Annotated in this window: 21 protein-coding genes; 17 read left to right on the plus strand and 4 right to left on the minus strand. The window is 45.4% G+C overall.

Features of this window, described 5'->3' with window-relative positions; translation table 11 throughout:
• The first annotated feature begins 185 nt into the window (after positions 1–185).
• The 7 genes from NL647_RS19035 (at position 186) to purF (ending at position 11227) form a co-directional block, all read left to right on the plus strand.
• A complete protein-coding gene (locus NL647_RS19035) occupies positions 186–5198 on the plus strand; it encodes a FimV/HubP family polar landmark protein (protein WP_253650556.1) in 5013 nt (1670 codons plus the stop codon).
• An 87-nt stretch (positions 5199–5285) separates the two neighbouring features.
• Complete coding sequence (gene truA / locus NL647_RS19040) at positions 5286–6080, plus strand: tRNA pseudouridine(38-40) synthase TruA (RefSeq protein ID WP_253650557.1); 795 nt, start codon at positions 5286–5288, stop codon at positions 6078–6080.
• A gap of 196 nt (positions 6081–6276) precedes the next feature.
• On the plus strand, positions 6277–7203 hold the full coding sequence (gene accD, locus NL647_RS19045) for an acetyl-CoA carboxylase, carboxyltransferase subunit beta (RefSeq protein ID WP_005452095.1): 927 nt from the start codon (positions 6277–6279) through the stop codon (positions 7201–7203).
• Between the two features lie 46 nt (positions 7204–7249).
• Positions 7250–8512 carry a bifunctional tetrahydrofolate synthase/dihydrofolate synthase gene (gene folC, locus NL647_RS19050; RefSeq protein ID WP_005452094.1) on the plus strand — a complete coding sequence of 421 codons (1263 nt, stop codon included), beginning with the start codon at positions 7250–7252 and terminating at the stop codon, positions 8510–8512.
• Positions 8513–8526: 14 nt separating this feature from the next.
• Positions 8527–9123, plus strand: coding sequence for an SPOR domain-containing protein (locus NL647_RS19055; RefSeq protein WP_045489657.1), 597 nt, complete (start codon positions 8527–8529; stop codon positions 9121–9123).
• 61 nt (positions 9124–9184) lie between these two features.
• The gene (locus NL647_RS19060) at positions 9185–9676 is read left to right on the plus strand and encodes a CvpA family protein (protein ID WP_005432921.1); all 492 of its coding nucleotides are present in this window, start codon (positions 9185–9187) and stop codon (positions 9674–9676) included.
• A gap of 36 nt (positions 9677–9712) precedes the next feature.
• Complete coding sequence (purF, locus tag NL647_RS19065) at positions 9713–11227, plus strand: amidophosphoribosyltransferase (RefSeq protein ID WP_009703819.1); 1515 nt, start codon at positions 9713–9715, stop codon at positions 11225–11227.
• A gap of 75 nt (positions 11228–11302) precedes the next feature.
• Here the strand turns inward: purF and NL647_RS19070 are convergent, their stop codons facing one another.
• Positions 11303–12178, minus strand: coding sequence for a LysR family transcriptional regulator (locus NL647_RS19070; RefSeq protein WP_005452091.1), 876 nt, complete (start codon positions 12176–12178; stop codon positions 11303–11305).
• Between the two features lie 284 nt (positions 12179–12462).
• Between NL647_RS19070 and NL647_RS19075 the strand changes: the two genes are divergently transcribed.
• The 7 genes from NL647_RS19075 to recR all read left to right on the plus strand — a co-directional run bounded on the left by NL647_RS19075 (position 12463) and on the right by recR (position 18285).
• The gene (locus NL647_RS19075; protein WP_005452090.1) at positions 12463–13569 is read left to right on the plus strand and encodes a response regulator; all 1107 of its coding nucleotides are present in this window, start codon (positions 12463–12465) and stop codon (positions 13567–13569) included.
• 227 nt (positions 13570–13796) lie between these two features.
• Positions 13797–13928: a hypothetical protein gene (locus NL647_RS27170; protein WP_005452089.1), complete on the plus strand. Its 132-nt coding sequence runs from the start codon at positions 13797–13799 to the stop codon at positions 13926–13928.
• Positions 13929–13943: 15 nt separating this feature from the next.
• Positions 13944–14348: a YbaN family protein gene (locus tag NL647_RS19080; RefSeq protein ID WP_005452088.1), complete on the plus strand. Its 405-nt coding sequence runs from the start codon at positions 13944–13946 to the stop codon at positions 14346–14348.
• A gap of 166 nt (positions 14349–14514) precedes the next feature.
• Complete coding sequence (gene apt / locus NL647_RS19085; protein ID WP_005452085.1) at positions 14515–15060, plus strand: adenine phosphoribosyltransferase; 546 nt, start codon at positions 14515–14517, stop codon at positions 15058–15060.
• 8 nt (positions 15061–15068) lie between these two features.
• A complete protein-coding gene (gene dnaX / locus NL647_RS19090) occupies positions 15069–17243 on the plus strand; it encodes a DNA polymerase III subunit gamma/tau (RefSeq protein WP_253650558.1) in 2175 nt (724 codons plus the stop codon).
• An 82-nt stretch (positions 17244–17325) separates the two neighbouring features.
• A complete protein-coding gene (locus tag NL647_RS19095; RefSeq protein WP_005432961.1) occupies positions 17326–17655 on the plus strand; it encodes a YbaB/EbfC family nucleoid-associated protein in 330 nt (109 codons plus the stop codon).
• A 30-nt stretch (positions 17656–17685) separates the two neighbouring features.
• A complete protein-coding gene (gene recR, locus NL647_RS19100) occupies positions 17686–18285 on the plus strand; it encodes a recombination mediator RecR (RefSeq protein ID WP_005452082.1) in 600 nt (199 codons plus the stop codon).
• A 53-nt stretch (positions 18286–18338) separates the two neighbouring features.
• Here the strand turns inward: recR and aqpZ are convergent, their stop codons facing one another.
• Positions 18339–19037 carry an aquaporin Z gene (gene aqpZ / locus NL647_RS19105; protein WP_005452080.1) on the minus strand — a complete coding sequence of 233 codons (699 nt, stop codon included), beginning with the start codon at positions 19035–19037 and terminating at the stop codon, positions 18339–18341.
• Positions 19038–19240: 203 nt separating this feature from the next.
• A complete protein-coding gene (locus tag NL647_RS19110; protein ID WP_005452078.1) occupies positions 19241–20500 on the minus strand; it encodes an amino acid permease in 1260 nt (419 codons plus the stop codon).
• A 315-nt stretch (positions 20501–20815) separates the two neighbouring features.
• Between NL647_RS19110 and NL647_RS19115 the strand changes: the two genes are divergently transcribed.
• Genes NL647_RS19115 through NL647_RS19125 form a run of 3 tightly spaced genes read left to right on the plus strand, consistent with a single transcriptional unit; the run spans position 20816 to position 23174 of the window.
• Positions 20816–21196 carry a RidA family protein gene (locus NL647_RS19115; protein ID WP_005452076.1) on the plus strand — a complete coding sequence of 127 codons (381 nt, stop codon included), beginning with the start codon at positions 20816–20818 and terminating at the stop codon, positions 21194–21196.
• A 14-nt stretch (positions 21197–21210) separates the two neighbouring features.
• Positions 21211–22488, plus strand: a complete 1278-nt coding sequence (locus NL647_RS19120) for a serine dehydratase subunit alpha family protein (protein ID WP_253650559.1) — start codon at positions 21211–21213, stop codon at positions 22486–22488.
• 29 nt (positions 22489–22517) lie between these two features.
• A complete protein-coding gene (locus NL647_RS19125; RefSeq protein ID WP_005452072.1) occupies positions 22518–23174 on the plus strand; it encodes a transcriptional regulator in 657 nt (218 codons plus the stop codon).
• Here NL647_RS19125 and NL647_RS19130 read toward each other — a convergent pair.
• On the minus strand, positions 23171–23419 hold the full coding sequence (locus NL647_RS19130) for a YkgJ family cysteine cluster protein (RefSeq protein WP_005452071.1): 249 nt from the start codon (positions 23417–23419) through the stop codon (positions 23171–23173). The two genes, NL647_RS19125 and NL647_RS19130, sit on opposite strands and share 4 nt — an antisense overlap.
• Between the last annotated feature and the right edge of the window lie 270 nt (positions 23420–23689).

Below are 23689 nucleotides of genomic sequence, written 5' to 3' on the forward strand. Positions count from 1 at the left end.
GAACCTTAAAGCCTCGCACTATGCGAGGCTTTTTTGTTCGAATAGCGTAAAATTGTGTGAGATTAGTACGAATATGGTGAGAGCCACACATTTTTTACCCTCAAAGCTATAGTTTTGAGGGCTATATCCGATATATTTAACCGATCACTATTTCAAATTGTTACTAGCACCAAACTGAGCCTTCTATGCGTCAAAATTATAAGCGTTTGTTAGCAGCCCTTGTGCTGATGAGCGCGACTCAGACATCGTCATTGGTTCAAGCCGAAGGTATTCGTCTTGTAGGACCCTCTGGTGAAGTGCAAGCGTCTCCGAGCTTTGCTGAGGAGATTGAACGAGCGTTGCCCGCTCCACCTAAAAATGACCAACCGTCGCGCTTCTTTGGCCCGACAGGTCAAAATGAGACTTTATGGTCGATCGCTTCTCAATTGCGACCTTCTCGAAATGTTTCCGTACAACAAACGCTGCTCGCCATCTATAGAATCAACCCTCAAGCGTTTGATAAACAGAATATCCACGAACTGATTCCTGGTAGTCGATTACGTGTCCCTTCTCTGGAGCAAGTGCAAAGCGCAACAACTGCGCAAGCTGTTGCCATTATGAAAGCGCATGAAGCTCGACTCACTCAGCCAAAAGCAACGCCTACTCAACCTGTAAAACCGAAAGTTGAGCCGCCAAAACCAGTGGTTGAAACCGCAAAGCCTGATCCAAAACCAGAGGCTGCGAAACCAGAGCTGGTAAAAGTGGTAAAACCTGAGACGCCAGTGCCTGCAGTGACCACCTCACCAGAAGGCGAGAAGCAAGTCAGTGCGCTGAAAGACAAACTGCAAGGCTCGCAAAGTGAATTGGAGTCTTTGGAAGAGAAGAATCATCGCCTGCGTTTGATGCTTTCTGAAGTACAAAGCGAAGTTGAAACGCTGAAAACATCGTTGAATGACGAAGAGCGTATTCGCTCAGAAGTTGAAAAATTGTTAGCTGAAGAGCGTCAGCGTGTTGCCGAGCAACAGCGTATGCAGCCAAGTACGATGGATAAAATTCTATCGAATGGCTGGCTTGTTGGTCTTGCTGCGTTGATTCCGGGTGCGTTAATCGCCTTGTTAGTCGTGATGATGCTTGGTCGTCGCTCGAAAGCGAAAGAGGAAGAAGCGGCTGCGCAAGAGCAGCAAAGTACAGATCCTCTTGCTGCGCCAATTGGTTTAGCAGCTGCAGATGAATTAGACGAAGAGCTGAGCCTTGATGACGACTTGTTCGGAGATGATGACGAAGCTGAAAACCTATTCGAACAAGAAGAACAGCAAACTGAAGAAGAGGATGTCTTCGGGAACCTTGATGATGACGAGCTTGACTTCAATCTTGAAGGTGATGATGGCGAGGACCCATTTGCTGGCATCGGTGACGATGGCGATTTAGACGTTGGCTTTGATGAATTTGATTCCTCTAGCAATGGCATCAAGGTTAATGGCGAAGAAAAAGCCCTGGGTCTTGAAGAAATGGAGCGCGCCTTGGATGAGGTGGCACCTGAACTTGAAGTGCTAGATGACGATGATGCTGGCTTCGATCTTTCTGACGAAGATGGTTCTGATGCGATGTCTGATGATGCTTTTGCTGAATTACTCGCAGCTGATGAACCGGCAGAAGAGCTGCAAACAGATGGCGTAGACCAAGCAATGTTGGACGACCTGTTTGCTGACCTAGATGGTGATGATCTCAATCTGGACGTTGAAGAAGATAAGCCAGCTGTAACTGAGAACGCATTTTCAGCTGGTGAAGCAACGGACGATGACATCGATAAACTGCTAGCACAATACGAGCAACCAACATCAAGCGAATCAGATGATGATGTATTTGATGAACTTGAGGCGCTTTCCGGTCTAACAGAAAACGACTCAAGTGAAGATGACGCATCGGCGCTTCTTGATGAGTTGATCGGCGAAGATGATGGTGAGTCCCTTAACGAGCTTGACCCTCTTGAAGAGCTAGAGGATATCGCGGGCTTGAGCGAAGAGCCTGCGATCGACGAAGACAGTACCGATTTACTCGATGAGTTGATTGGCTTTGATGATGAGGACTCATCCGACGATGACTTTGATCCGCTTGATGAGCTAGAAAAACTATCAGGTTTCGAGAATGACGATGCTCTGGCAGACATTGATGAAAATAGCGTTGATTTGTTGGACGAGCTGTTAGATGACGATAACGAAGAATCGCACAGCGAACCGAACAGTGAAATTGACCCATTTGATGATCTAATTCGTGAAGATGACGAACCAGAGAACATTCAAGATGATGAAGACCTGCTTGCCTCGCTTGGTTTTGATGATTTAGAGCCTGTAGAAGAGGAAGCGTTAACTTCGACTCCTCAACCTACTGCTGGCGTCGAATCAACATTAGATTTAGAAGATGAAAAAGCAGCACTTGGATTAGATTCCGGTTTGGATATTGATGCGCTGCTTAGTGACAACCAACCAGAGGCTGAAAGTCAGCCTCTGGCTGAGCCTCTCAGCACAGAAGCTGAAGCCGAGCAGTCTGAATCCGATGTTAATTTCAACAGCAATGATTTCTTTGGTGACCTAGAAGATGCTTCACCAAAGCATGACCCGTTAATGACGGAGCTGGATGATCTCTTCGATACCGACAGCGAAGCTCTAAAACCTGCAGAGCAAGAAGGTGCGGACTTTGCTGCAGAGCTTGACGCATTGATTGGCGGTGAAACGGAATTCGCGGATGAATCCGAGCCAGAAACATCAGTTGAAGAACTAGCAGTGGTGGAAGAATCTGTTGAGCAGCTTGATACAGCAGAGCTTCAATCAGACAACGTGCCACAAGTGAACCAAGCTGAAAGTGAATCTATTGCAACTTCTGATATTGAAGAAGAGCCTGCTTTCACTCCGACACCGAACACTGTTGAAAATGAATTTGGTATTCCTCAAGAGGAAGATTGGCTAGTTGATGATATTGAGCCAGAGGGCAAAACAGAGCAAGAGCCAGTTGCAGCTAACTCAACTGCATCTAATATCGATGAAGAAGAGTTCAACCTAGACGATTTAGAACTTCCTGAATTCAGCGAAGAAGATACGCTAGCGTCAATGGCAGAAGAGCCAGCGTTAGCGGAATCGGAAATGGCTGAACCTGAAGTACCAGTTGCGGACGCTGAAGAAGAGTTCAACTTCGACGACTTAGAGCTTCCTGAGTTCAGCGAAGAAGATGCGCTAGCGTCAATGGCAGAGGAGCCTGCGCTAACAGAATCGGAAACAGCCGATGTTGAAGCGCCAGTTGCGGACGCAGAAGAAGAGTTCAACTTTGATGAATTAGAGCTTCCTGAGTTCAGCGAAGAAGGTGCGCTAGCGTCAACGGCAGAAGTGCCAGTGTTAGCGGAATCGGAAATGGCTGAGCCTGAAGCACCAGTTGCGGAAGCTGGAGAAGAGTTCAACTTCGACGACTTAGAGCTTCCTGAGTTCAGCGAAGAAGATGCGCTAGCGTCAATGGCAGAGGAGCCAGCGCTAACAGAATCGGAAATGGCTGAGCCTGAAGCACCAGTTGCGGAAGCAGAAGAAGAGTTCAACTTCGACGACTTAGAGCTTCCTGAGTTCAGCGAAGAAGATGCGCTAGCGTCAACGGCAGAAGAGCCAGCGTTAGCGGAATCGGAAATGGCTGAGCCTGAAGCACCAGTTGTGGAAGCAGAAGAAGAGTTTAACTACGACGACTTAGAGTTTCCTGAATTCAGCGAAGAAGATGCGCTAGCGTCAATGGCAGAAGAGCCAGCGCTAACAGAATCGGAAATGGCTGAGCCTGAAGCACCAGTTGCGGACGCAGAAGAAGAGTTCAACTTTGATGAATTAGAGCTTCCTGAGTTCAGCGAAGAAGATGCGTTAGCGTCAATGGCAGAGGAGCCAGCGCTAACAGAATCGGAAACAGCCGATCTTGAAGCGTCAGTTGCGGACGCAGAAGAAGAGTTCAACTTCGATGAATTAGAGCTTCCTGAGTTCAACGAGGAAGATGCGCTAGCGTCAATGGCAGAGGAGCCAGCGCTAACAGAATCGGAAACAGCCGATCTTGAAGCGCCAGTTGCGGACGCAGAAGAAGAGTTCAACTTTGATGAATTAGAGCTTCCTGAGTTCAGCGAAGAAGATGCGTTAGCGTCAATGGCAGAGGAGCCAGCGCTAACAGAATCGGAAACAGCCGATCTTGAAGCGTCAGTTGCGGACGCAGAAGAAGAGTTCAACTTCGATGAATTAGAGCTTCCTGAGTTCAACGAAGAAGATGCGCTAGCGTCAATGGCAGAGGAGCCAGCGCTAACAGAATCGGAAACAGCCGATCTTGAAGCGCCAGTTGCGGACGCAGAAGAAGAGTTCAACTTCGACGACTTAGAGCTTCCTGAATTCAACGAAGAAGATGCGTTAGCGTCAATGGCAGAAGAACCATCAACTGCTGAATCTGACACTATTAGTCCAGAAGCATCGAATGAGCGCTTAGAAACGCCTCAGCCAGTGTTGCAAGCTGATAATGACCACGATGCTTTGTTCGAAGTCTTTGCGCAACCAGAAGCTTTCAGTGCCGATGTGGAGCCAGAAGCGAACAATGCCTTTGAGTCAGAGTTAAATGACTTCGAAGAATCAGCGATGGCGAACCTGTTATCGGAAAATGCTGAATCTGAGGTCTTTGATGGCAAGCTAGATAGTGACACGATTGCAAGCGCTGGTATGGACTTCGAGACTATGCTGGATGTTGGTGATGACTGGGACGGCTTTAAACTGTCGCCAGAAAGCACTTCATCAGCAGCAGAGGTACCAGAAGATCAGCGTGAAGTATGGAGTTCGTCTGACGCGTTAGCACAGCCAGAAATCGCGCAAGAAAACTGGGGTGAGCAAGAAGACTTAACGGACTTTGATCCTAAGAAGAATCAATTCATGACGATTGATGAGTTGATGGCGCAAGTGGACAAAGACGGTGGCGAGTTTGAAGAGCAAGATCTCAAACTCGATGTGGGTCTGAACGAATTTCCTGACGTGATTGGTGATATTGGCGATGTCGATGTAGATACCAATGCAGAAGCTGCAGGTAAGCTGGATCTCGCAAAAATCTACCTTGAGATGAACGATCCTCAAGGCGCGATTAAGTTGCTAGAAGAAGCGATTGTCTACGGAGAAGATGATATTCGCCGAGAGGCTAAAAACCTTATCGATACGATTAACGGTCGGTAACTAAAAGGGCAGCAAACGCTGCCCTTTTTGTATCTGGAAGGACTTACGTATATACTTCCCGCCCCATTTTAGAGTTCGAAGGTTAAAATGAGAATCGCATTAGGTATCGAATACAACGGTACAAACTACTTTGGCTGGCAACGTCAAAGAGAAGTGAAAAGCGTCCAAGAAGAGCTAGAAAAAGCATTGTCTGTGGTAGCGAACCACCCTGTTGAAGTTCAGTGTGCAGGTCGTACAGACGCTGGTGTGCATGGCACTGGTCAGGTTGTTCACTTTGACACCAACGTGAGTCGTAAAATGGTGGCTTGGACTATGGGTGCAAATGCAAACATGCCAAGTGATATCGCTGTCCGCTGGGCAGTGGAAGTGAACGATGACTTTCATGCTCGATTCTCTGCAACTGCGCGTCGTTATCGCTACATCATCTTCAATCATGCACTGCGTCCAGGTATTTTGAATTCTGGGGTGAGCCACTACCATGGTGAACTCGACGAGAAGAAAATGCATGAAGCAGGGCAGTATCTATTGGGTGAGAACGACTTTAGCTCATTCCGTGCTGCGCATTGCCAATCATTGAGCCCATTCCGTAACTTGATGCACCTTAACGTAACTCGTCATGGTGACTACATCGTGATTGATATCAAAGCCAATGCATTTGTTCATCATATGGTGCGCAACATCACCGGTAGCTTGATCAAAGTGGGTCGTGGTGAAGAAAAATCAGAATGGATAAAATGGCTACTAGAAGCGAAAGACCGCAAATTAGCAGGCGCGACCGCCAAAGCTGAAGGCTTATATTTGGTGGATGTGGACTACCCAGAAGAGTTTGGATTGCCACGAGTGCCGATCGGTCCGTTGTTTTTGCCAGATAATTTGAACTAAATTTGCGATTTTGTTTCAAAATATCGGTACTTTAGGCTGGATACGTGCTGAAACTGTGCGTTATTAATGATATCAAAAATAGGTACAACCAGTTTTTTATCTACAGTCGCGGCAAGATATGTTTTAATCCATCCGCAATATTCCCGAATTTATATCTTTCGCAATGAAGCGGAAGAGTTGAGAGAAAAGGTCTTCCATGAGTTGGCTTGAAAAGATTTTAGAGAAAAGCAACCTAGTAAGTTCACGTAAAGCTTCTATTCCTGAAGGCGTGTGGACCAAATGTACTTCTTGTGAGCAGGTTTTATACCACGCTGAGCTTGAGCGTAACCTAGAAGTTTGTCCTAAGTGTAACCATCACATGCGTATGAAAGCGCGCCGTCGTCTAGAAACATTCCTAGATGAAGGTAACCGTGTGGAACTTGGTACTGAGCTTGAGCCGCAAGATAAACTGAAGTTTAAAGATTCTAAACGCTACAAAGAGCGTATCTCTGCTGCACAAAAGAGCAGTGGTGAGAAAGATGCACTGATCGTAATGCAAGGTGAATTGTTGGGCATGCCACTAGTGGCGTGTGCTTTTGAGTTCTCTTTCATGGGCGGTTCAATGGGTTCTGTTGTTGGTGCGCGCTTTGTAAAAGCAGTAGAAGCAGCAATTGAAAACAACTGTGCACTTGTTTGTTTCTCAGCAAGTGGTGGTGCGCGTATGCAGGAGGCGTTGATGTCTCTAATGCAAATGGCGAAAACCAGTGCGGCACTTGAGCGTCTTTCTGAGAAAGGCTTGCCATTCATCTCTGTACTGACTGACCCAACAATGGGCGGTGTATCAGCAAGTTTGGCAATGCTAGGTGACATCAACATTGGTGAACCTAAAGCACTTATCGGCTTTGCTGGTCGCCGTGTAATTGAACAGACAGTACGTGAAGATCTTCCTGAAGGCTTCCAACGTAGCGAGTTCCTTCTTGAGCACGGTGCGATCGATATGATCGTTGACCGTCGTGAAATGCGTCAGCGTGTGGGTGGTCTAGTAGCTAAGCTAACTAACCACAAGTCTCCTATGGTGGTCTCGGTTAACGAATCTCCAAATGAAGAGCCATATTCTGTACCAGAAGCGGACGAAAAAGGGTAAAGTATCAACTAACATAAAAACCAAAGAAATTAATGGTTAAAGTTAGATGACCCAAAACTCTATTCCTCAAGCCACATCTCCTCTAACGATGTGGCTTGATTATTTAACAAATCTCCACACTTCAGCGATTGACCTTGGCTTAGACCGCGTTCAAGCGGTAGCGCAAAAGGCTAACCTTACCAAACCAGCTCCTACTGTGATTACTGTTGCCGGCACCAATGGCAAGGGCTCAACATGTGCGTTGATGGAAGCCATTCTATTAGATGCCGGTTACTCTGTCGGTGTTTACAGTTCACCACACCTGATTCGCTACAATGAGCGAGTACGTATCAATGGCGTCGATGCAGAAGATAGCAAACACTGTGAGGCGTTCGATTACATCGAAAAACAGCGCGGCGAGATAAGCCTAAGTTTGTTTGAATTTGGTACGTTAGCGGCACTTCGTATTTTCCAAGTTGAGAAAGTGGATGTGGTCCTGTTAGAAGTTGGTCTAGGTGGACGCTTAGACGCGACTAATGTGGTTGACCATGACGTGTCTGTTATCACTAGCTTGGCTATCGACCATGTTGATTGGCTGGGCGATGACATCAATGTGATTGGCTTCGAGAAAGCCGGTATTTACCGTGCGGGCAAACCTGCAATTTGTGGTCAGCCAACACCGCCGGCGACGGTTGCTGCCCATGCTGATGATATTCAAGCTGAGTTTTTCCAAGTCGGTATTCAATTTGATTACCAGATAACTGAGAAAGGTTGGAAGTGGAGCAGTGGCGCATTTGATTTAGAAGATCTGCCATTGCCATCTCTACCGTTACCGAATGCAGCAACAGCGTTAATGGCTCTCGGCGCGTCAGAATTGCAAATCACTGACATTAATATCGTTAATGGCTTGAATAATGCTCGCTTGGCTGGCCGAATGCAGGTTTTGCAAACGGGTCCGGAAATCGTCCTTGATGTTGCACACAACCCTCATTCAGCTGAATACTTGGTTGAGAAGGTGAAACGTCAATACGCGGATAAGAACATCCACGTTGTGGTTGCTATGCTGCACGATAAAGACATCAAAGCAACAATCGAAGCATTAACTCCAATTGCAACGCAATGGTATCCAGCATCGCTGACAGGTCCACGAGCAGCGACAGCAGATGAACTGTGCCAATACTTACCTCAAGGTCAAGTTGAGTTCCAAGCTCCAGTAGAGGCGTTTGAGAGCGCGAAGACTCACGCAGCTCACGACGATGTCATTTTGGTGGTTGGTTCCTTCCATACTGTGGGCGAGGTGTTGGAGCATTGGCAATCAAATAATGAGTAATCAAAGGTAATTTGATGGCAAGTAAATTCCAAAGTCGTTTAGTCGGCACCATCATTCTAGTAGCGGTGGGGGTCATTGTGCTCCCTGACGTCCTAGATGGTAAGAAACTGCACTACAAAGAAGAGTTTGCCAGCATTCCTATCAAACCAGAACTTGATAGCGATGTGGAAAACTTTGAAATCTTGGAACCTGAAGAAGACAACGTTTCGTTACCAGAATCTCCGGTAACTGCGACGGTGGATGAATCTGAAGTGTCTCCAACTGACGTTTCTGTACCAAAAACAGAGCCTGCCACTCAACCTGAACACGCGAACAAGCAGCCTGAAAAGGTAGAGGTCGCTGTTCGTCCGGTTGAAGAAAAAAATCAATATGAGGATTCGGCTTGGATCATTCAATTGATGGCACTGAAAAATCATGAGAATGCAGTTGCATTGGTAGAGGATTTACAGAAGCGCGGGTATCAAGCTCATGTAAAAAAAGAGAATACCTTTACTCGAGTAATTGTTGGTCCTGATGTATCAAAAAGTAAACTTGAACGACAGGTCAAGGAATTACAAAAAATTACAGGCTCAAAAGGTCAATTGCTTAAATTTAAGCCATTAAATCCATAAGAAAACGTTTGCGTCAGCATTTTTTCTGTTAAAATGCGCGCCAACTTAAGATGAAGAAAACATGAATTGGTTAGATTTTGTCATTTTAGGTGTGATCGGATTTTCAGCTCTGATCAGTTTAGTTCGCGGTTTTGCTAAAGAAGCTTTGTCTTTGGTGATTTGGTTCGGAGCATTTTTTATCTCCAGTAACTACTACGCCAAATTGGCGGTGTACTTCACCAACATCGAAGATGAAATGTTTCGAAACGGAGCCGCAATTGCGGCGTTATTCGTCGCAACCCTAGTGGTTGGTGCAGTGGTGAATTACGTCATTGGTCAACTGGTACAAAAAACAGGGCTATCAGGAACCGATCGAATTCTCGGTGTGGTGTTTGGTGGTTTACGCGGAGTACTGATTGTTTCTGCGGTGCTGTTTTTTATGGATGCGTTTACTGCATTCCCAAGCTCGGATTGGTGGAAAGAGTCACAGTTGGTCCCTGAGTTCAGCCGTATCATCGCCCCATTCTTCGAGCATTTAAAAGCAACATCAAGTTTTCTGTCTGGCACTATCTAGTAGTGCCAGCTACTGTCGCAAATCGAGGATTAGGACATGTGTGGTATTGTTGGAATCGTGGGCACAACGCCTGTAAACCAGTCTATTTATGACGCGTTAACGGTGTTACAGCATCGTGGCCAAGATGCCGCTGGTATTTGTACCATAGAAAGCAATCGTTTTCGTCTGCGCAAGGCGAACGGTTTAGTGAAGGATGTGTTCGAAGCAAGACACATGCAACGCTTGCAAGGTGAGGTGGGTATTGGTCATGTTCGTTACCCTACTGCAGGTAGTTCAAGCGCCTCAGAAGCTCAACCTTTCTACGTAAACTCTCCTTTCGGTATTACACTTGCCCACAACGGTAACCTGACAAACGCTCATGAAGTTCGTCAGAAGCTGTTTGAAAAAGACCGCCGCCATATCAACACCACTTCAGACTCAGAAGTGTTACTTAATGTACTGGCTCATGAAATCGACACCGTTAAAGGTAACGTGACTTCTGAAGACGTGTTCCGCGCGGTGACTAATGTGCATCGCACTATTCGCGGTGCATACGCAGTAACAGCGATGATCATTGGTCACGGTATGATTGCATTTCGTGACCCTCACGGCATTCGTCCTCTTTGTCTTGGCAAGCGAGACGTAAACGGCAGAACCGAGTATATGGTGGCGTCAGAATCTGTCGCATTGGATGCTGTTGGCTTCGATTTTGTTCGCGACGTGGCGCCTGGTGAGGCAATTTACGCGACATTTGATGGTGAGCTATACACTAAGCAGTGTGCTGACAACCCTAAGCTGAACCCATGTATTTTTGAGTTCGTTTACTTTGCTCGTCCAGATTCATTCATCGATAAGATTTCAGTGTACAGTGCTCGTGTTGAAATGGGTAAGAAGCTCGGTGAGCGTATCAGCGAAGACTACGCAGATTTAGACATCGACGTGGTTATTCCTATTCCAGAAACGTCTTGCGATATCGCACTGCAAATTGCTCAAGCGATTGATAAGCCATACCGCCAAGGTTTTGTGAAAAACCGTTACGTAGGTCGTACCTTTATCATGCCGGGACAACAGCAACGTAAGAAGTCGGTACGTCGTAAGCTCAATGCAATCCGCTCTGAGTTCAAGGGCAAAAATGTCCTGCTAGTCGATGACTCTATCGTACGTGGTACGACTTCAGAGCAGATCATTGAGATGGCTCGTGATTCCGGTGCGAACAAAGTGTTTATGGTTTCTGCCGCGCCAGAAGTTCGTTTCCCGAATGTTTACGGTATCGACATGCCAAGCGCAACAGAACTGATTGCTCATGGACGCGATAACGAGACCATCTGCAAGCAAATCGGTGCGGATGCTCTGATTTATCAACGTCTCGATGATTTAGTCGAGGCAGTTGGTCTTGGTAACCAAGATATCACTACGTTTGATACATCCGTATTTAACGGTGAGTACGTGACGGGTGATATTGACCAGCAATATCTGGATTTCCTTGATGGTCTGCGCAACGATGATGCGAAAACACAGCGCGAAATCCAGCAAGACCTAGCAAACTTAGAGTTGCACAACGAAGGCGCTTAAATCGCACTTCTCAAGAGATAAAAAAACCAGAGCTTCGGCTCTGGTTTTTGTTTTCTATCGGCTTATGTTTTTAGCTTAGTGAATGTTGTAAGCAATCACGAAGTCGATGAATAAGCGTACCTTTTCAGGTAAGTGGTCTTTGTGGTTGTACAGCATGTAGATGTCACGCGGGTTTGCGCTCCAATCTGGTAGTACGCGCACAAGATCGCCGCTTTCGATGTACTCTTTGATCATCACGTCAGGCATCAAAGTAATGCCTAAACCTTCTGAACAAGAGCTACGAACCACGTTAAGTGCGTTTGCTTGAAAACGACCGCGCTCTACGTTCACCACAGACTCTCCTTTGCTGTTAATCAGTGTCCACTTGATAAGCGGTGAGCCTTTTAGCAAAGAGTGGTTAGAAAGCTCCTCAGCGTGATTTGGAGCTGGGTTCGCCGTTAAGTAGTCAGGGCTTGCAACCAAAATATCTTTTACTTCACCAATTTTGCGTGCAATCAGACTTGAATCACGTTGCGGACCAACACGGAAGATCACGTCCCATTCGGTCGGATCAAGTTGATCCGCATTGCTTTCCGTCGTCAACTCAATGTTGATATCTGGGTACTGCTTCATGAACGAATTGAACATTGGCATCATCATGCGCTTCGTCAGATTGTACGGCGCAGAAATTTTGATTTTGCCCGATGCACCGCGGCAGTCATCCGTAATTTCCTCAGCTGTCGAGGTTAGGCGTTGCAGCAGAGGTGAGCATTCATGGTAAAAGCGTTCTCCAGCTTCAGTGAGAGAAAGCTTACGCGCATGACGGTTCAGCAATCGAAGATTGACAGAGTCTTCTAGCGCTTGAATGCGTCGGGTGATGGTTGCCACCGGAATCATGGTTTTTCGCGAAGTTGCGGTATAGCTCCCATTTTCGACAACCAATCGAAACAGGTTTAGATCATCTAATTTCATATTTCCAGACACATTAAATTACCGTTTATGGCTAATTTATAATTAACTTTGTGATCAAAGTTTGCTTTAAGTCAACATGTTGCACCATTTGAACACAGCAGGACGCTCTTAGTAAATACTGATAAACCATGGAATATTTGTATAAACGTCAATTTAAGGCTACGGTTTATAACAAGGTGAAAGGGCCTGACGTCTTGCTGCACAACGTTTTGTAAGATGTGAATACAACAAAAATAATAACGTATAAATTTGTTTTTTGACTGAGCTTTGTGAGGTGCAAAGGTATGTTTAAGACTCACGGTCAAACGGCAATGGTCTCGGCGCAGGAAGTGGTCAATCACAAGCTCATCATGTTGGTGGACGATGACCCCATATTTCGTAGAGTAACTAGTGCCTATTTAGAAAGTCAGGGTTACAAGGTAGTAGAAGCTGAAAACGGTTTAGAAGCACTGCAGCAATTGCGTGAGTGCGAGCCTGACCTTGTCTTATGCGACTTATCCATGCCCGTTTTAGACGGAATCGAGTTTGTGGAGGAAGTAAGCCTAGAATATCCATCGATGCCATTGATCGTGGTGTCAGGTACAGACGAAATGTCTGACGTGGCAAAAGCGCTTCGATTTGGTATCAAAGACTTCCTACCAAAACCTATTGGAAATTATCACCATCTCTCTCAAGCGATTGACAATACGCTGGAAGATTCGGACTGCCACTTTGCTGAACAACGAGATTTTTCGAGCCAGTGGTTCCGAGTTGATGATGGTGGAGAGATGCCAGATGACCAAGAGCTTCATTGGCATCTTGAGTATCTACAGCAAAACCCGAATGCAGCGCGTGATTTGTTGCACGCTCTATTGCCTGAGAAAGACACCTCTCAGGGAGATTGGAAGTGCTCGTACCGATTACTGCAATCGACAGACGTGATGCCATTGGTGTTTGACTACCGATGGTTAATGAACGGGCAATTTGCTTTCTACCTTGTGGATTCGGCTTCACTGCAGCAAGACGGCGTAGCAACCACATTACTGGTGAGAGCTCTGTTTGATGATTATCTACGCAACTTAAAAAGCTTTAGTGCCGATCTTAAAGACATGGTTGAGATCATTGAAAAGGGCATACAATGTTCAGAGTGTGCAGGTGCAGTAAATGCAGTGTTCGGCGTGGCTGATTTAGCATCATCGTCAGTCTCTATATTGCCGGCAGGTCTGGACAGCCAGTGGTCTGATGGACATGTTAATCAACACATCGCGGCCGGCAATCGTCTTGGTGATGGTAGTATGAAGAATTTTATTACCCGCGAACTTCCAATTACCACAGGTGGACAGCTTTCAATTGGCTGCTTAGGGACCTCAAGCTTTAGCCTAAACATTGTACGATTGAATCGTTTAATGTAATGAATTCAGAAATTCACGAGCAGCACTCATGTGCTGCTTTTTTTATTGTTTAAAATCCTATATCTTATTAATAATCATTCTCACAATAGCCTTACTTTTTGTTGGTGTTTAGCGTTTGCTGTTTAAGGTATAGTCAGCGCTTAAAACAATAATGACCCATTTGCGTAACGATAATTTAACGATATGTAATTGGGAGAAAGCTAAGTCAACAAGTGAGAAGAAGCATCATGGCAGACAAAGATTTTAAAGAGCCTTATAATATTTTTTACTTTTTAGGTTTCATTGCAGTTCTTTTGATCCCAACTTTACCTGCAACGCTAACCTGGATTCGCGTACTGAACGGTTACGCAGGTTTTTAATTAAACGATTGTTTTTTGGAGTCCACCATTCGTATTAAGCGTTACTTTTTCAATATTGCTGGTGGACTCTGCATGATACTTGGCATTGCTGGTATCGTCCTTCCATTACTTCCAACCACACCTTTTATTCTATTAGCCAGCGCCTGTTTTATGCGTGGTAGTCCTGCTTTTCATCGTTGGCTGCATGAGCATAAAACGTTCGGACCTATGTTAGAAAACTGGCACAAACACCGAGCGGTTACACGAAAAGTGAAGCAGCGTGGTGCTGTATTTATCGTGCTCAGTTTTACCGTATCTATTCTGGTTGCTCCCATTGTCTGGGTAAAAATTGCGCTTTTAGTGATGCTAATCGTTTTACTGAGCTGGTTTATGCGTCTACCTGTGACTGAGCTGGTTGCTGACCGAGAAGAAAATCACTAAGATTGTAGAGAATAGTGTGCCCGCTCTTCGAGTGGGCGTTTGTATTTTCAGCGCCTGTAACTTTTAAAATAATGAGTACGTCGCGCTGAAAACCTATTGTTTATTGCCCTCATATATACTGCGATAAGAACAGAGGGTGATGAGCCAATCTAAGTAAATCGGTATTATGACTACAGAAACAATTTCGCTGATCAAATCTAGCATCAAAAGCATCCAAGATTACCCAAAACCAGGCATTCTTTTCCGCGACGTAACTAGCCTACTGGAAGACGCAAAAGCGTACCAAGCAACGATTAACCTATTAGTTGAACGTTACAAAGACATGGGCTTCACGAAAGTGGTCGGCACAGAAGCTCGTGGTTTCCTATTTGGTGCGCCTCTAGCACTTGAACTGGGTGTGGGTTTTGTCCCTGTGCGTAAGCCAGGCAAACTACCTCGTCCTACTGTGGCTCAATCTTATGAGCTTGAGTACGGTGTGGATACGCTAGAGATTCATACTGATGCAATCGTAGAAGGCGATAAAGTATTGGTTGTTGACGATCTGCTAGCGACTGGCGGTACAATCGAAGCAACAACAAAACTGATCCGTCAGCTTGGCGGTGAATTAGAGCACGCTGCGTTCGTTATTAACCTGCCAGAAATTGGTGGTGATAAGCGCCTAGAAGGTCTAGGTCTTAACGTATACAGCATTTGCGAGTTTGAAGGACACTAATACATTCAATGAGTTATTTAGCTTTAGCGCGAAAATGGCGTCCTAACAAGTTTGATCAAGTGGTTGGACAAAGTCATGTCTTAACTGCTCTGGAAAACGCGTTAGCGCAAAATCGCTTACACCATGCGTACCTATTCAGTGGCACGCGAGGCGTTGGTAAAACGTCAATTGGCCGCCTGTTTGCTAAGGGCTTGAACTGCGAAACAGGGATCACTGCTAACCCTTGTGGGAAATGTGATACTTGTCGTGAGATTGATGAGGGTCGCTTTGTAGACTTACTTGAAATCGACGCAGCTTCTCGTACTAAAGTTGAAGATACTCGTGAACTGTTAGACAACGTTCAATACAAACCCGCGCGCGGACGTTTTAAAGTGTACCTCATCGATGAGGTACACATGCTTTCGCGTCACTCTTTCAACGCGCTGTTAAAGACATTGGAAGAGCCGCCAGAGTATGTGAAGTTCTTGTTGGCAACGACAGATCCACAGAAACTGCCAGTGACGATTTTGTCACGTTGTTTGCAGTTCCATCTTAAGCCAATCAGTGTTGATGATATCCATCAGCAACTTGACCATATTTTGGAAAAAGAACAAGTCTCTGCAGAAGCAAGAGCACTTGGCATGATCTCGCACGCTGCAGATGGCAGTATGCGCGATGCACTGAGCTTAACTGACCAAGCTATCGCCCTTGGTAACGGTACGATTCAAACTGACATCGTTAGCCATATGCTGGGTACGATTGATACAGACCAAGCTATCCATTTGCTGGAATCAATCAGTAGTAAGCAACCTCAACAAGCGATGGATAAAATCCAACTACTCGCATCAAATGGTGTAGAGTGGGATGGGTTACTACAGCAATTAGCTTCTCAGCTTCATCGTGTTGCGATGCACCAAGCTCTGCCTTCGACTTTGGACCAATCGCAGCCTGATGCTGAAAAAATTGAATTATTAAGCAAAGCTCTGACACCGCAAGATGTCCAGCTTTACTACCAGATCGCCTTGAAAGGTCGTGAAGACCTGACGCTGTCACCAAATGGTCGCGTCGGCATGGAAATGATTGTATTGCGTATGATGGCATTCCGTCCGTCAGCAAATAACAACGCAAACGTAATTTCTACCTCATCGCAGCCTCAAGTCGCGCCGACTGCGACAGTGAGCCAACCACAAATTGCTCCACAGCAGCAATCACCTCAACTGCAGCCATCGAAGCAACAAACACCTGCAGCACAAGCGCCAATGCAGCAGATGCAAAGCCGCCCAGCGCAATCAGCGCCACAGCATGCAGCTTCTCAAACGATGAGCCAACCAGCGACGCAGAACGAAGCGCCACAGTATCAACCTGAGTATCAGGGTGGATACGATATGGCACCACCGCAATATGACATGGCTCCACCAATGAGTGAGAATCCTGCGCCAACGCAGCACGCTCCTCAACAGTCTCAGCCACAACAAAGTGCGCCTTCTCGCGGTAATTTGAGTGGTTTACGCCATCAATTGCGCTCACAGCGTCAAGGACAACAACAAGCAACGGCTCCGACTGGTGGTCCAAAAAAGCCTAAAGCGGCACCTGCACAAAAAGAATCGGTTATTGACCGTTTAGCGCAATTGCATGGCAATTCTGCGCAGGTGTCGCCTAAATCTACTCCTCAAGCTGAAAATCAAGAGCCAGAGGATCAGGCATACCGTTGGCGACCAACAAAACCGGTCGAAAAGAAAGCCAATACGGAACTGACACCGACGCAGCTCAAACAAGCGTTAGAACATGAAAAAACGCCAGAAATGGCGCAAAAGCTGGTGGATGAATCTCTAGAAAGAAGTGAATGGGCGAATCTAATTAGCCAAATGGACACACCTAAATTGGTGGAACAATTGGCTTTGAACTCGCACTTTGATAAAGAAGGTTCAACGGTTTCACTACAATTAAGAGGCAATCAAGCTCACCTCAACACCGATAGAGCGCAGAGCGAGTTATTAAATGCTCTCAATACAGTGCTAGGGGAAGAGTGCCATTTAAGCATTGATGTCGGTGAAAATGGTGAAACCCCGCTAGAGTTAAGAGATAGGCTCTACCAAGAGAAATTACAACAGGCTCTGATCAGTTTAGAAAACGATCCACACGTACAGTTCATCGAACGTCGATTTACAGCAGAGCTTGATAAAGATAGTGTACGCCCTATCTAAAAATTGAACGGAATGGGGTTGAAAACGTAAAGTGATAACCCCATTAACAGATGCAACACCTAATTAAACCAGAGAGATAAACATGTTTGGTAAAGGCGGTATGGGCAACCTAATGAAGCAAGCCCAGCAAATGCAAGATCGCATGCAAAAGCTTCAAGAAGAAATCGCGAATATGGAAGTAACTGGCGAGTCTGGTGCTGGTCTAGTTAAAGTTACAATCACTGGCAGTCACAGTGTGCGTCGTGTAGAAATCGATGAAAGTCTGATGGAAGACGACAAAGAGATGCTAGAAGATCTAATCGCTGCAGCATTCAACGATGCAGCACGTCGCGTTGAAGAGACTCAAAAAGAGAAAATGGCTTCTGTAACTGGCGGTATGCAACTACCACCAGGTATGAAAATGCCATTCTAATCTGCTGAATTCTAACTAAGCGGATTTTCAATGCGTACCAGTCATATGCTGGAACAATTGATGGAGGCCTTACGTTGTCTACCTGGGGTAGGTCCCAAGTCGGCGCAACGTATGGCCTTTCATTTGTTACAGCGTGATAGAAAAGGCGGTCTGCAACTGGCAGACGCGCTGAGCCAAGCAATGACAGAAATCGGTCATTGCACCGAGTGTCGTACCTTCACTGAAGAAGAAGTTTGTCATATTTGTACTAACCCAAAACGCCAAGAAAACGGTCAAATTTGTGTAGTAGAAAGCCCGGCAGACATCGCTGCAGTAGAAGCGACCGGTCAATACTCAGGTCGATACTTTGTGCTGATGGGGCACTTATCACCGCTGGACGGAATTGGTCCAAGTGATATTGGTCTTGATGTTCTTGACTACCGTCTGCGCCGAGGTGATATTTCTGAAGTGATCCTTGCTACCAACCCTACGGTAGAAGGGGAAGCAACAGCACACTACATTGCAGAATTATGTAAAGAACACCAAGTCGACGCCAGCCGCATTGCACATGGTGTGCCTGTAGGTGGTGAGCTTGAGCTCGTAGATGGGACAACCTTGTCACACTCACTCTTAGGTCGACACAAGATTTAATAAAAAAGCCGCTGAATTCAGCGGCTTTTTTGATCTTGCGGTTTGATAATCAATTAGTCGTTTGATTCTACACCTAGAAGATTCTTATAGATAAGCGCACCTAAGATACCACCAACAATTGGTGCTACCCAGAATAGCCAAAGCTGAGAAACCGCCCAGTCGCCAACAAATACGGCAACACCAGTACTACGCGCAGGGTTAACGGATGTATTCGTTACAGGGATACTGATCAAGTGAATCAGGGTTAAACATAGACCAATCGCGATAGGCGCAAATCCCTGAGGAGCACGTTTGTCGGTCGCGCCCATGATCACGATAAGGAACATCATTGTCATCACAACTTCTGTTACAAGTGCTGCTACCATTGAGTACTGACCTGGAGAATGTTCACCGTAGCCATTTGATGCGAAGCCAGAACCAACTAAATCAAAGCCAGCTTGACCTGTTGCAATAACGTAGAGCACACCGCCTGCAATCACGCCACCAATAACTTGTGCGATGATATAAGGGATAACGTCTTTGGTATCAAAACGACCGCCAGCCCATAAACCGACTGTTACAGCTGGGTTTAAATGGCAACCTGAGATATGACCAATCGCAAATGCCATGGTGAGTACGGTTAAGCCGAACGCAAGAGAAACACCTAGTAGACCGATGCCAATATCTGGAAAGCCCGCAGCTAATACCGCACTGCCGCAACCACCAAGCACTAACCAAAAAGTACCAAAAACCTCTGCCATGTATTTATTCATGTTGTTTCCTATTTCGGATTTAGATTACCCGCTGAACATAGTAGAGAATTGTCAGAAAAGTGTGATTCGAAGCACGGAAATTAAGCGAATAACCAGATAGGCGGGTTTTTGTCTCAGATATGAAACGAAATACTCTATGAAGTGGAAACGTAGAGAACCTCGGTCATCATCATGAAGACGAATAACCGAGGTGAGAGGAAGGGTTAACTAAATGCGATGAAAGGTGAGATACACAGTAGAATACCTGTCGCAATGATTAGGTAGAGTGAAGCACCTTTGTATTTATGCAGTGAAGGAACTTGATACACCAAGTACGCAGGGATCAAACAACCAATCAAACCAAAGATCGGGCTACATATTGAAGTAAAACTCAATACTGGCAAGTTCAACACGATAGCGCCCCAAGCCATCAAAATAGCAAATAGAATGATGCCTTTGGTTACCAAATTACGGTTAATCTGCTCTTCAGGCATGACTTTCTTAAGAGCCAGCATTGCAAGACCTTGGCAAGAATCGCGGAACCCTAGGTACACCCCAAAGAACGCCGTCATAACAGAGAAAATGTTCAACATTAAGCTAAGCAATTTCAATGTTGTCCCGTCCATGCCCTGTGCGACCATCGCTAATGCAGAGATGTTCTCTTCAGCTGCTTTTACTGCTTGATCGTGAGACATCGCAAGGGTGAACGAGATTGCATAGAAGAACACGGTGACAAACAGAATACCGAAAGCAATCTTCATCGCACGCATCGCTTTAAAACGCGCAACCTCAATTGATTTCTCTTTAGAGCGGTAAGAGATAACCATTGGGCTCAAGCTTTGAATAAACAAGATTGAAGTAAGAGTGAAGGGCAATAGTTCAATGGCGTCTTTCAAACCTGCACCTGCCGCAGGTACAGAGCCGACGTTAGCAAAGTCCCACTTTTCAATCATCATCACGCCAAGTAAGGCAACGGTACATAACTTGATCAAAACCAGACCAGTGCTCACTTTAAATAAGATCTTTTCACCACGTGACGCGATGGCCACTAAAGCACAAACTAAAGCAAGACCATACAGCGGGTTTTCCGACAATAGCCCCTTAGTGATGCCAAAGCTATGTAGGAAAGAGGCTGAGTCATTGTTGATTGCTGTGGAGTAAACGAACACCCAAATCACCAGCATGATGAAGTAGAGTATCCCCAACAGAGCCCCCCATTTATTTCCTAGGTACCCTGAAATGACACCAGCGTAGTCTTGGCATTTTGGTGACGTCGATAAGGTGTTAATGAATAATCGTTGGAATAAGTACATGGCAGGGTAACCAATAACTGCCGAAGCAAGGAATACCCAAATGCCCAGTACACCAACTTTTACAGGAAGAAAAACAATACCAGCACCGATTGCCATGCCGATACTCATGATCACCCAACCCCAGTCTGTGCTGTCAAACTTGGTTGCGGCTTTCCATTCTTCTACGGTCATTCCCGCCTTAACGTGAGGCGGCTCTTTGGTTATTGGAAGAGTTTGTGTAGGTACAGTAACGCTCATTGTCGTTGTCTCTTTGTTAGTATGAATTTTTCTCAAATCTATTTGAGAAAAAGAACAACAACAATTTTTTTGTGGAAAATTCAGATAAATTTGAGATCTCGGCAAAAATACTCAATAAAATCTGAAAAAAGATCGATTTATGTGATCTGAAGTAGTTGTTGTATTCGCATATAGTTGAAAGAATAGCTTTGAAATGAAAACTTATTTAAGAGTTTTCTTATTAAAACTAAAAATTATGTGAGGATTAACATGAAAGAATTGATTACTTCAGAGCACGCTCCAGCTGCTATTGGCCCTTATTCGCACGGCACTGCTTACGGAGACTTGATTTTTACGTCTGGTCAACTGCCGGTTGATAGTGCAGTAGGCAAAGTAGTTGAGGGGGGCATTACTGCTCAGAGTCATCAATCTTTGACGAACCTAAAACACGTCTTAGAAGCAGGCGGTGGCAGCATTGACACTGTTTTGAAAACAACTTGTTATTTGGCGAACATCAGTGACTTTGCTGAGTTTAACAAAGTCTATGCTGAGTTCTTTAATAAAGAGTGTCCTGCGCGCAGCTGCTTTGCGGTAAAAGATCTTCCGCTAGGCGTATTGATTGAAGTTGAAGCGATTGCTTGCAAAAAGTAATACGGAGAAAAAACATGAATCAGCAATGGAACCAATATATCCAAATCATTAAGCAAGTTGTAAAACCTGCACTCGGATGTACAGAACCCATTGCTGCTGCATACGCGGCAGCAGTTGCAAAACGTGAGCTTGGATGCCAGACCCCAGAGATGATAGAAGTCCGTGTCTCTGACAATCTATTTAAAAACTCAATGGGAGTTTATGTCCCTGGAACCGGAAAGATTGGTCTAAAGATTGCCGCATCTGTAGGTGCGTTGGCCGGCGACCCTAATGCCGAATTGGAAGTTCTTGCCCATATTAATCAAGACAATGTGACTGCTGCTCAACAACTGATTGATGAAGAGCGCGTTAGCGTTGCGCGCATTGATACCCAAGAATTCATCTTTTGCAGCGTCACCATGACTGCTGGAGAAGACACTGTATCAGTGACAATCAGTGGTGGACATACCAACATTATTCAGATCACTCACAATGGCAAAGTGACATTTGATGCGCCCCAAAAGCAACGAGTTGCAACTGGGTCTGTTTGTGAAGGTGTGGACATCTCTATCAAACAAATCTACGACTTTGCACTTAAAGCGCCTTTTGAAGAGATCAAATTTATCCTACAAGCGGCCGAGCTCAACAGCTCATTAGCGCAAGAGGGTATCGATAATGGTTATGGATTGGAGATCGGTCGTACATTAAAAGGTAATATCGAGCAAGGGTTGCTTGGTAATGATTTGATGAGCCGTATCCAAATGATGACCTCTGCCGCCTCGGATGCACGTATGGGGGGAGCTACGCTACCAGCCATGAGTAACTTTGGCAGTGGTAACCAAGGTATCGCGGCTACTATGCCAGTGGTCATTGCAGCAGAGGTTTTCCAAAGTACTGAAGAGCAATTAGCTCGTGCGTTAATCATGAGTCACTTAGGTGCGATTTACATTAAATCGTACTACCCACCGCTATCGGCGTTTTGTGGTAATACCGTCACCAGTGCCGCAGCTTCTATGGCGCTAGTATATTTGGCGGGAGGTTCGTTTGAACAGTCATGTTATGCGATTCAGAACGTGATTAGCGACAGTTCGGGCATGGTATGTGATGGAGCGAAATCGTCCTGCGCGATGAAAGTCTGCACTTCCTCAACCACCGCAGTACGCTCATATTTGATGGCTATGGGTAACCACAGCGTGAAGAATCAAGGTATAGTAGGTAACGAAGTCGAACAAACGATTAGAAATGTAGGCTCGATGGTTAGACTCGGTATGCCGTATACTGACAAATCTATTATCGATATTATGTCAGCCTAGCCTCAACGTTTTTGCTAAGGGAAGTAACATTGCTGCTTAAGAAACTCACTAAAAGTGATTTAGATATTTTGAATTCAATGAAGAACGTCGTGGATGGTATTGCACGCATGTATGGTGAGCACACCGAAGTCGTTCTTCACAGCCTTGATGCGGAAGCACCGGAAATTATCAAAATTGCCAATGGTCACATTACTGAACGTGGTGAAGGTGCACCGATTACCAACTTAGCAAGAATGAAGCTGTTAGAGGGCAATGACGTTTCAGACTCGTATTTAACGAAAACGGCGAGTGGAAAGACCTTGCACTCCATTACTACGATAGTTCGCAACCCTAAAAATAAACCGATCGGATTGCTGTGTATTAACGTGGACATGGACGTACCAATGCAAGATTTCTTGCGTTCAATTATGCCGCAACAGCAAAACGAATGTTGTACAGGAGCGCGTTCACCTGAGACATTCGCGCGTAATATTGATGAGACCATCATTAGTACGATTGAAACTGTTCAATCAGAAGTGTGGATGAATGAAGCGATCACACCATCCAAACGTAACCGAGAACTGGTCACCCGTTTGCAAGGGCTGGGTATTTTCAAATACAAAGATGCGGTTTTGATGGTGGCAAATCATCTCGGTATCTCACGCGATACGATCTACCTATACCTAAGAGAGCTGGGGAACGATTAAGTGAGTTGCTCTAATTCTGTAATGTTGTTTAACGCTTCCTGATTTGTTTTGCCACACACAACCGGACATGGTTTGAAGTCGTGGCAAACTTTCGGGCGTTCTGGTTTTCCGAACAGCTTACACAGATTATCGTCATTTAATTGGATACAACGTTCACCTGCTGGTTTGCCATTTGGCATGCCTGGAATCGGGGAAGAGATGCTCGGTGCTATGCAGCATGCCCCACAACCTAATCGACAATCCATCTTAAAGCCCTCGTAAAAAATGAAGGGGGCATTATGGACATTTCTCGCCAGATTGGAAGAGGCGCGCGTAAATTCATCGCAATATGATCGCATTGCTAAATGCGAACAAATCTTACTCAATATTCCTATCACTTCATCAATCTATCATTTTATCTTCAGAAAACATTATGTAATTAAGCTACTTAAATCTGCTTATAATTTAAGTAGCTATTACGTTGATGAATATCAAACCAACTCTATCTTTCCATCGGAATCGAATTTAATAACATT

The sequence above is a fragment of the Vibrio sp. Y29_XK_CS5 genome, from assembly GCF_024181835.1.
Classification (GTDB): Bacteria; Pseudomonadota; Gammaproteobacteria; order Enterobacterales; family Vibrionaceae; genus Vibrio; species Vibrio harveyi.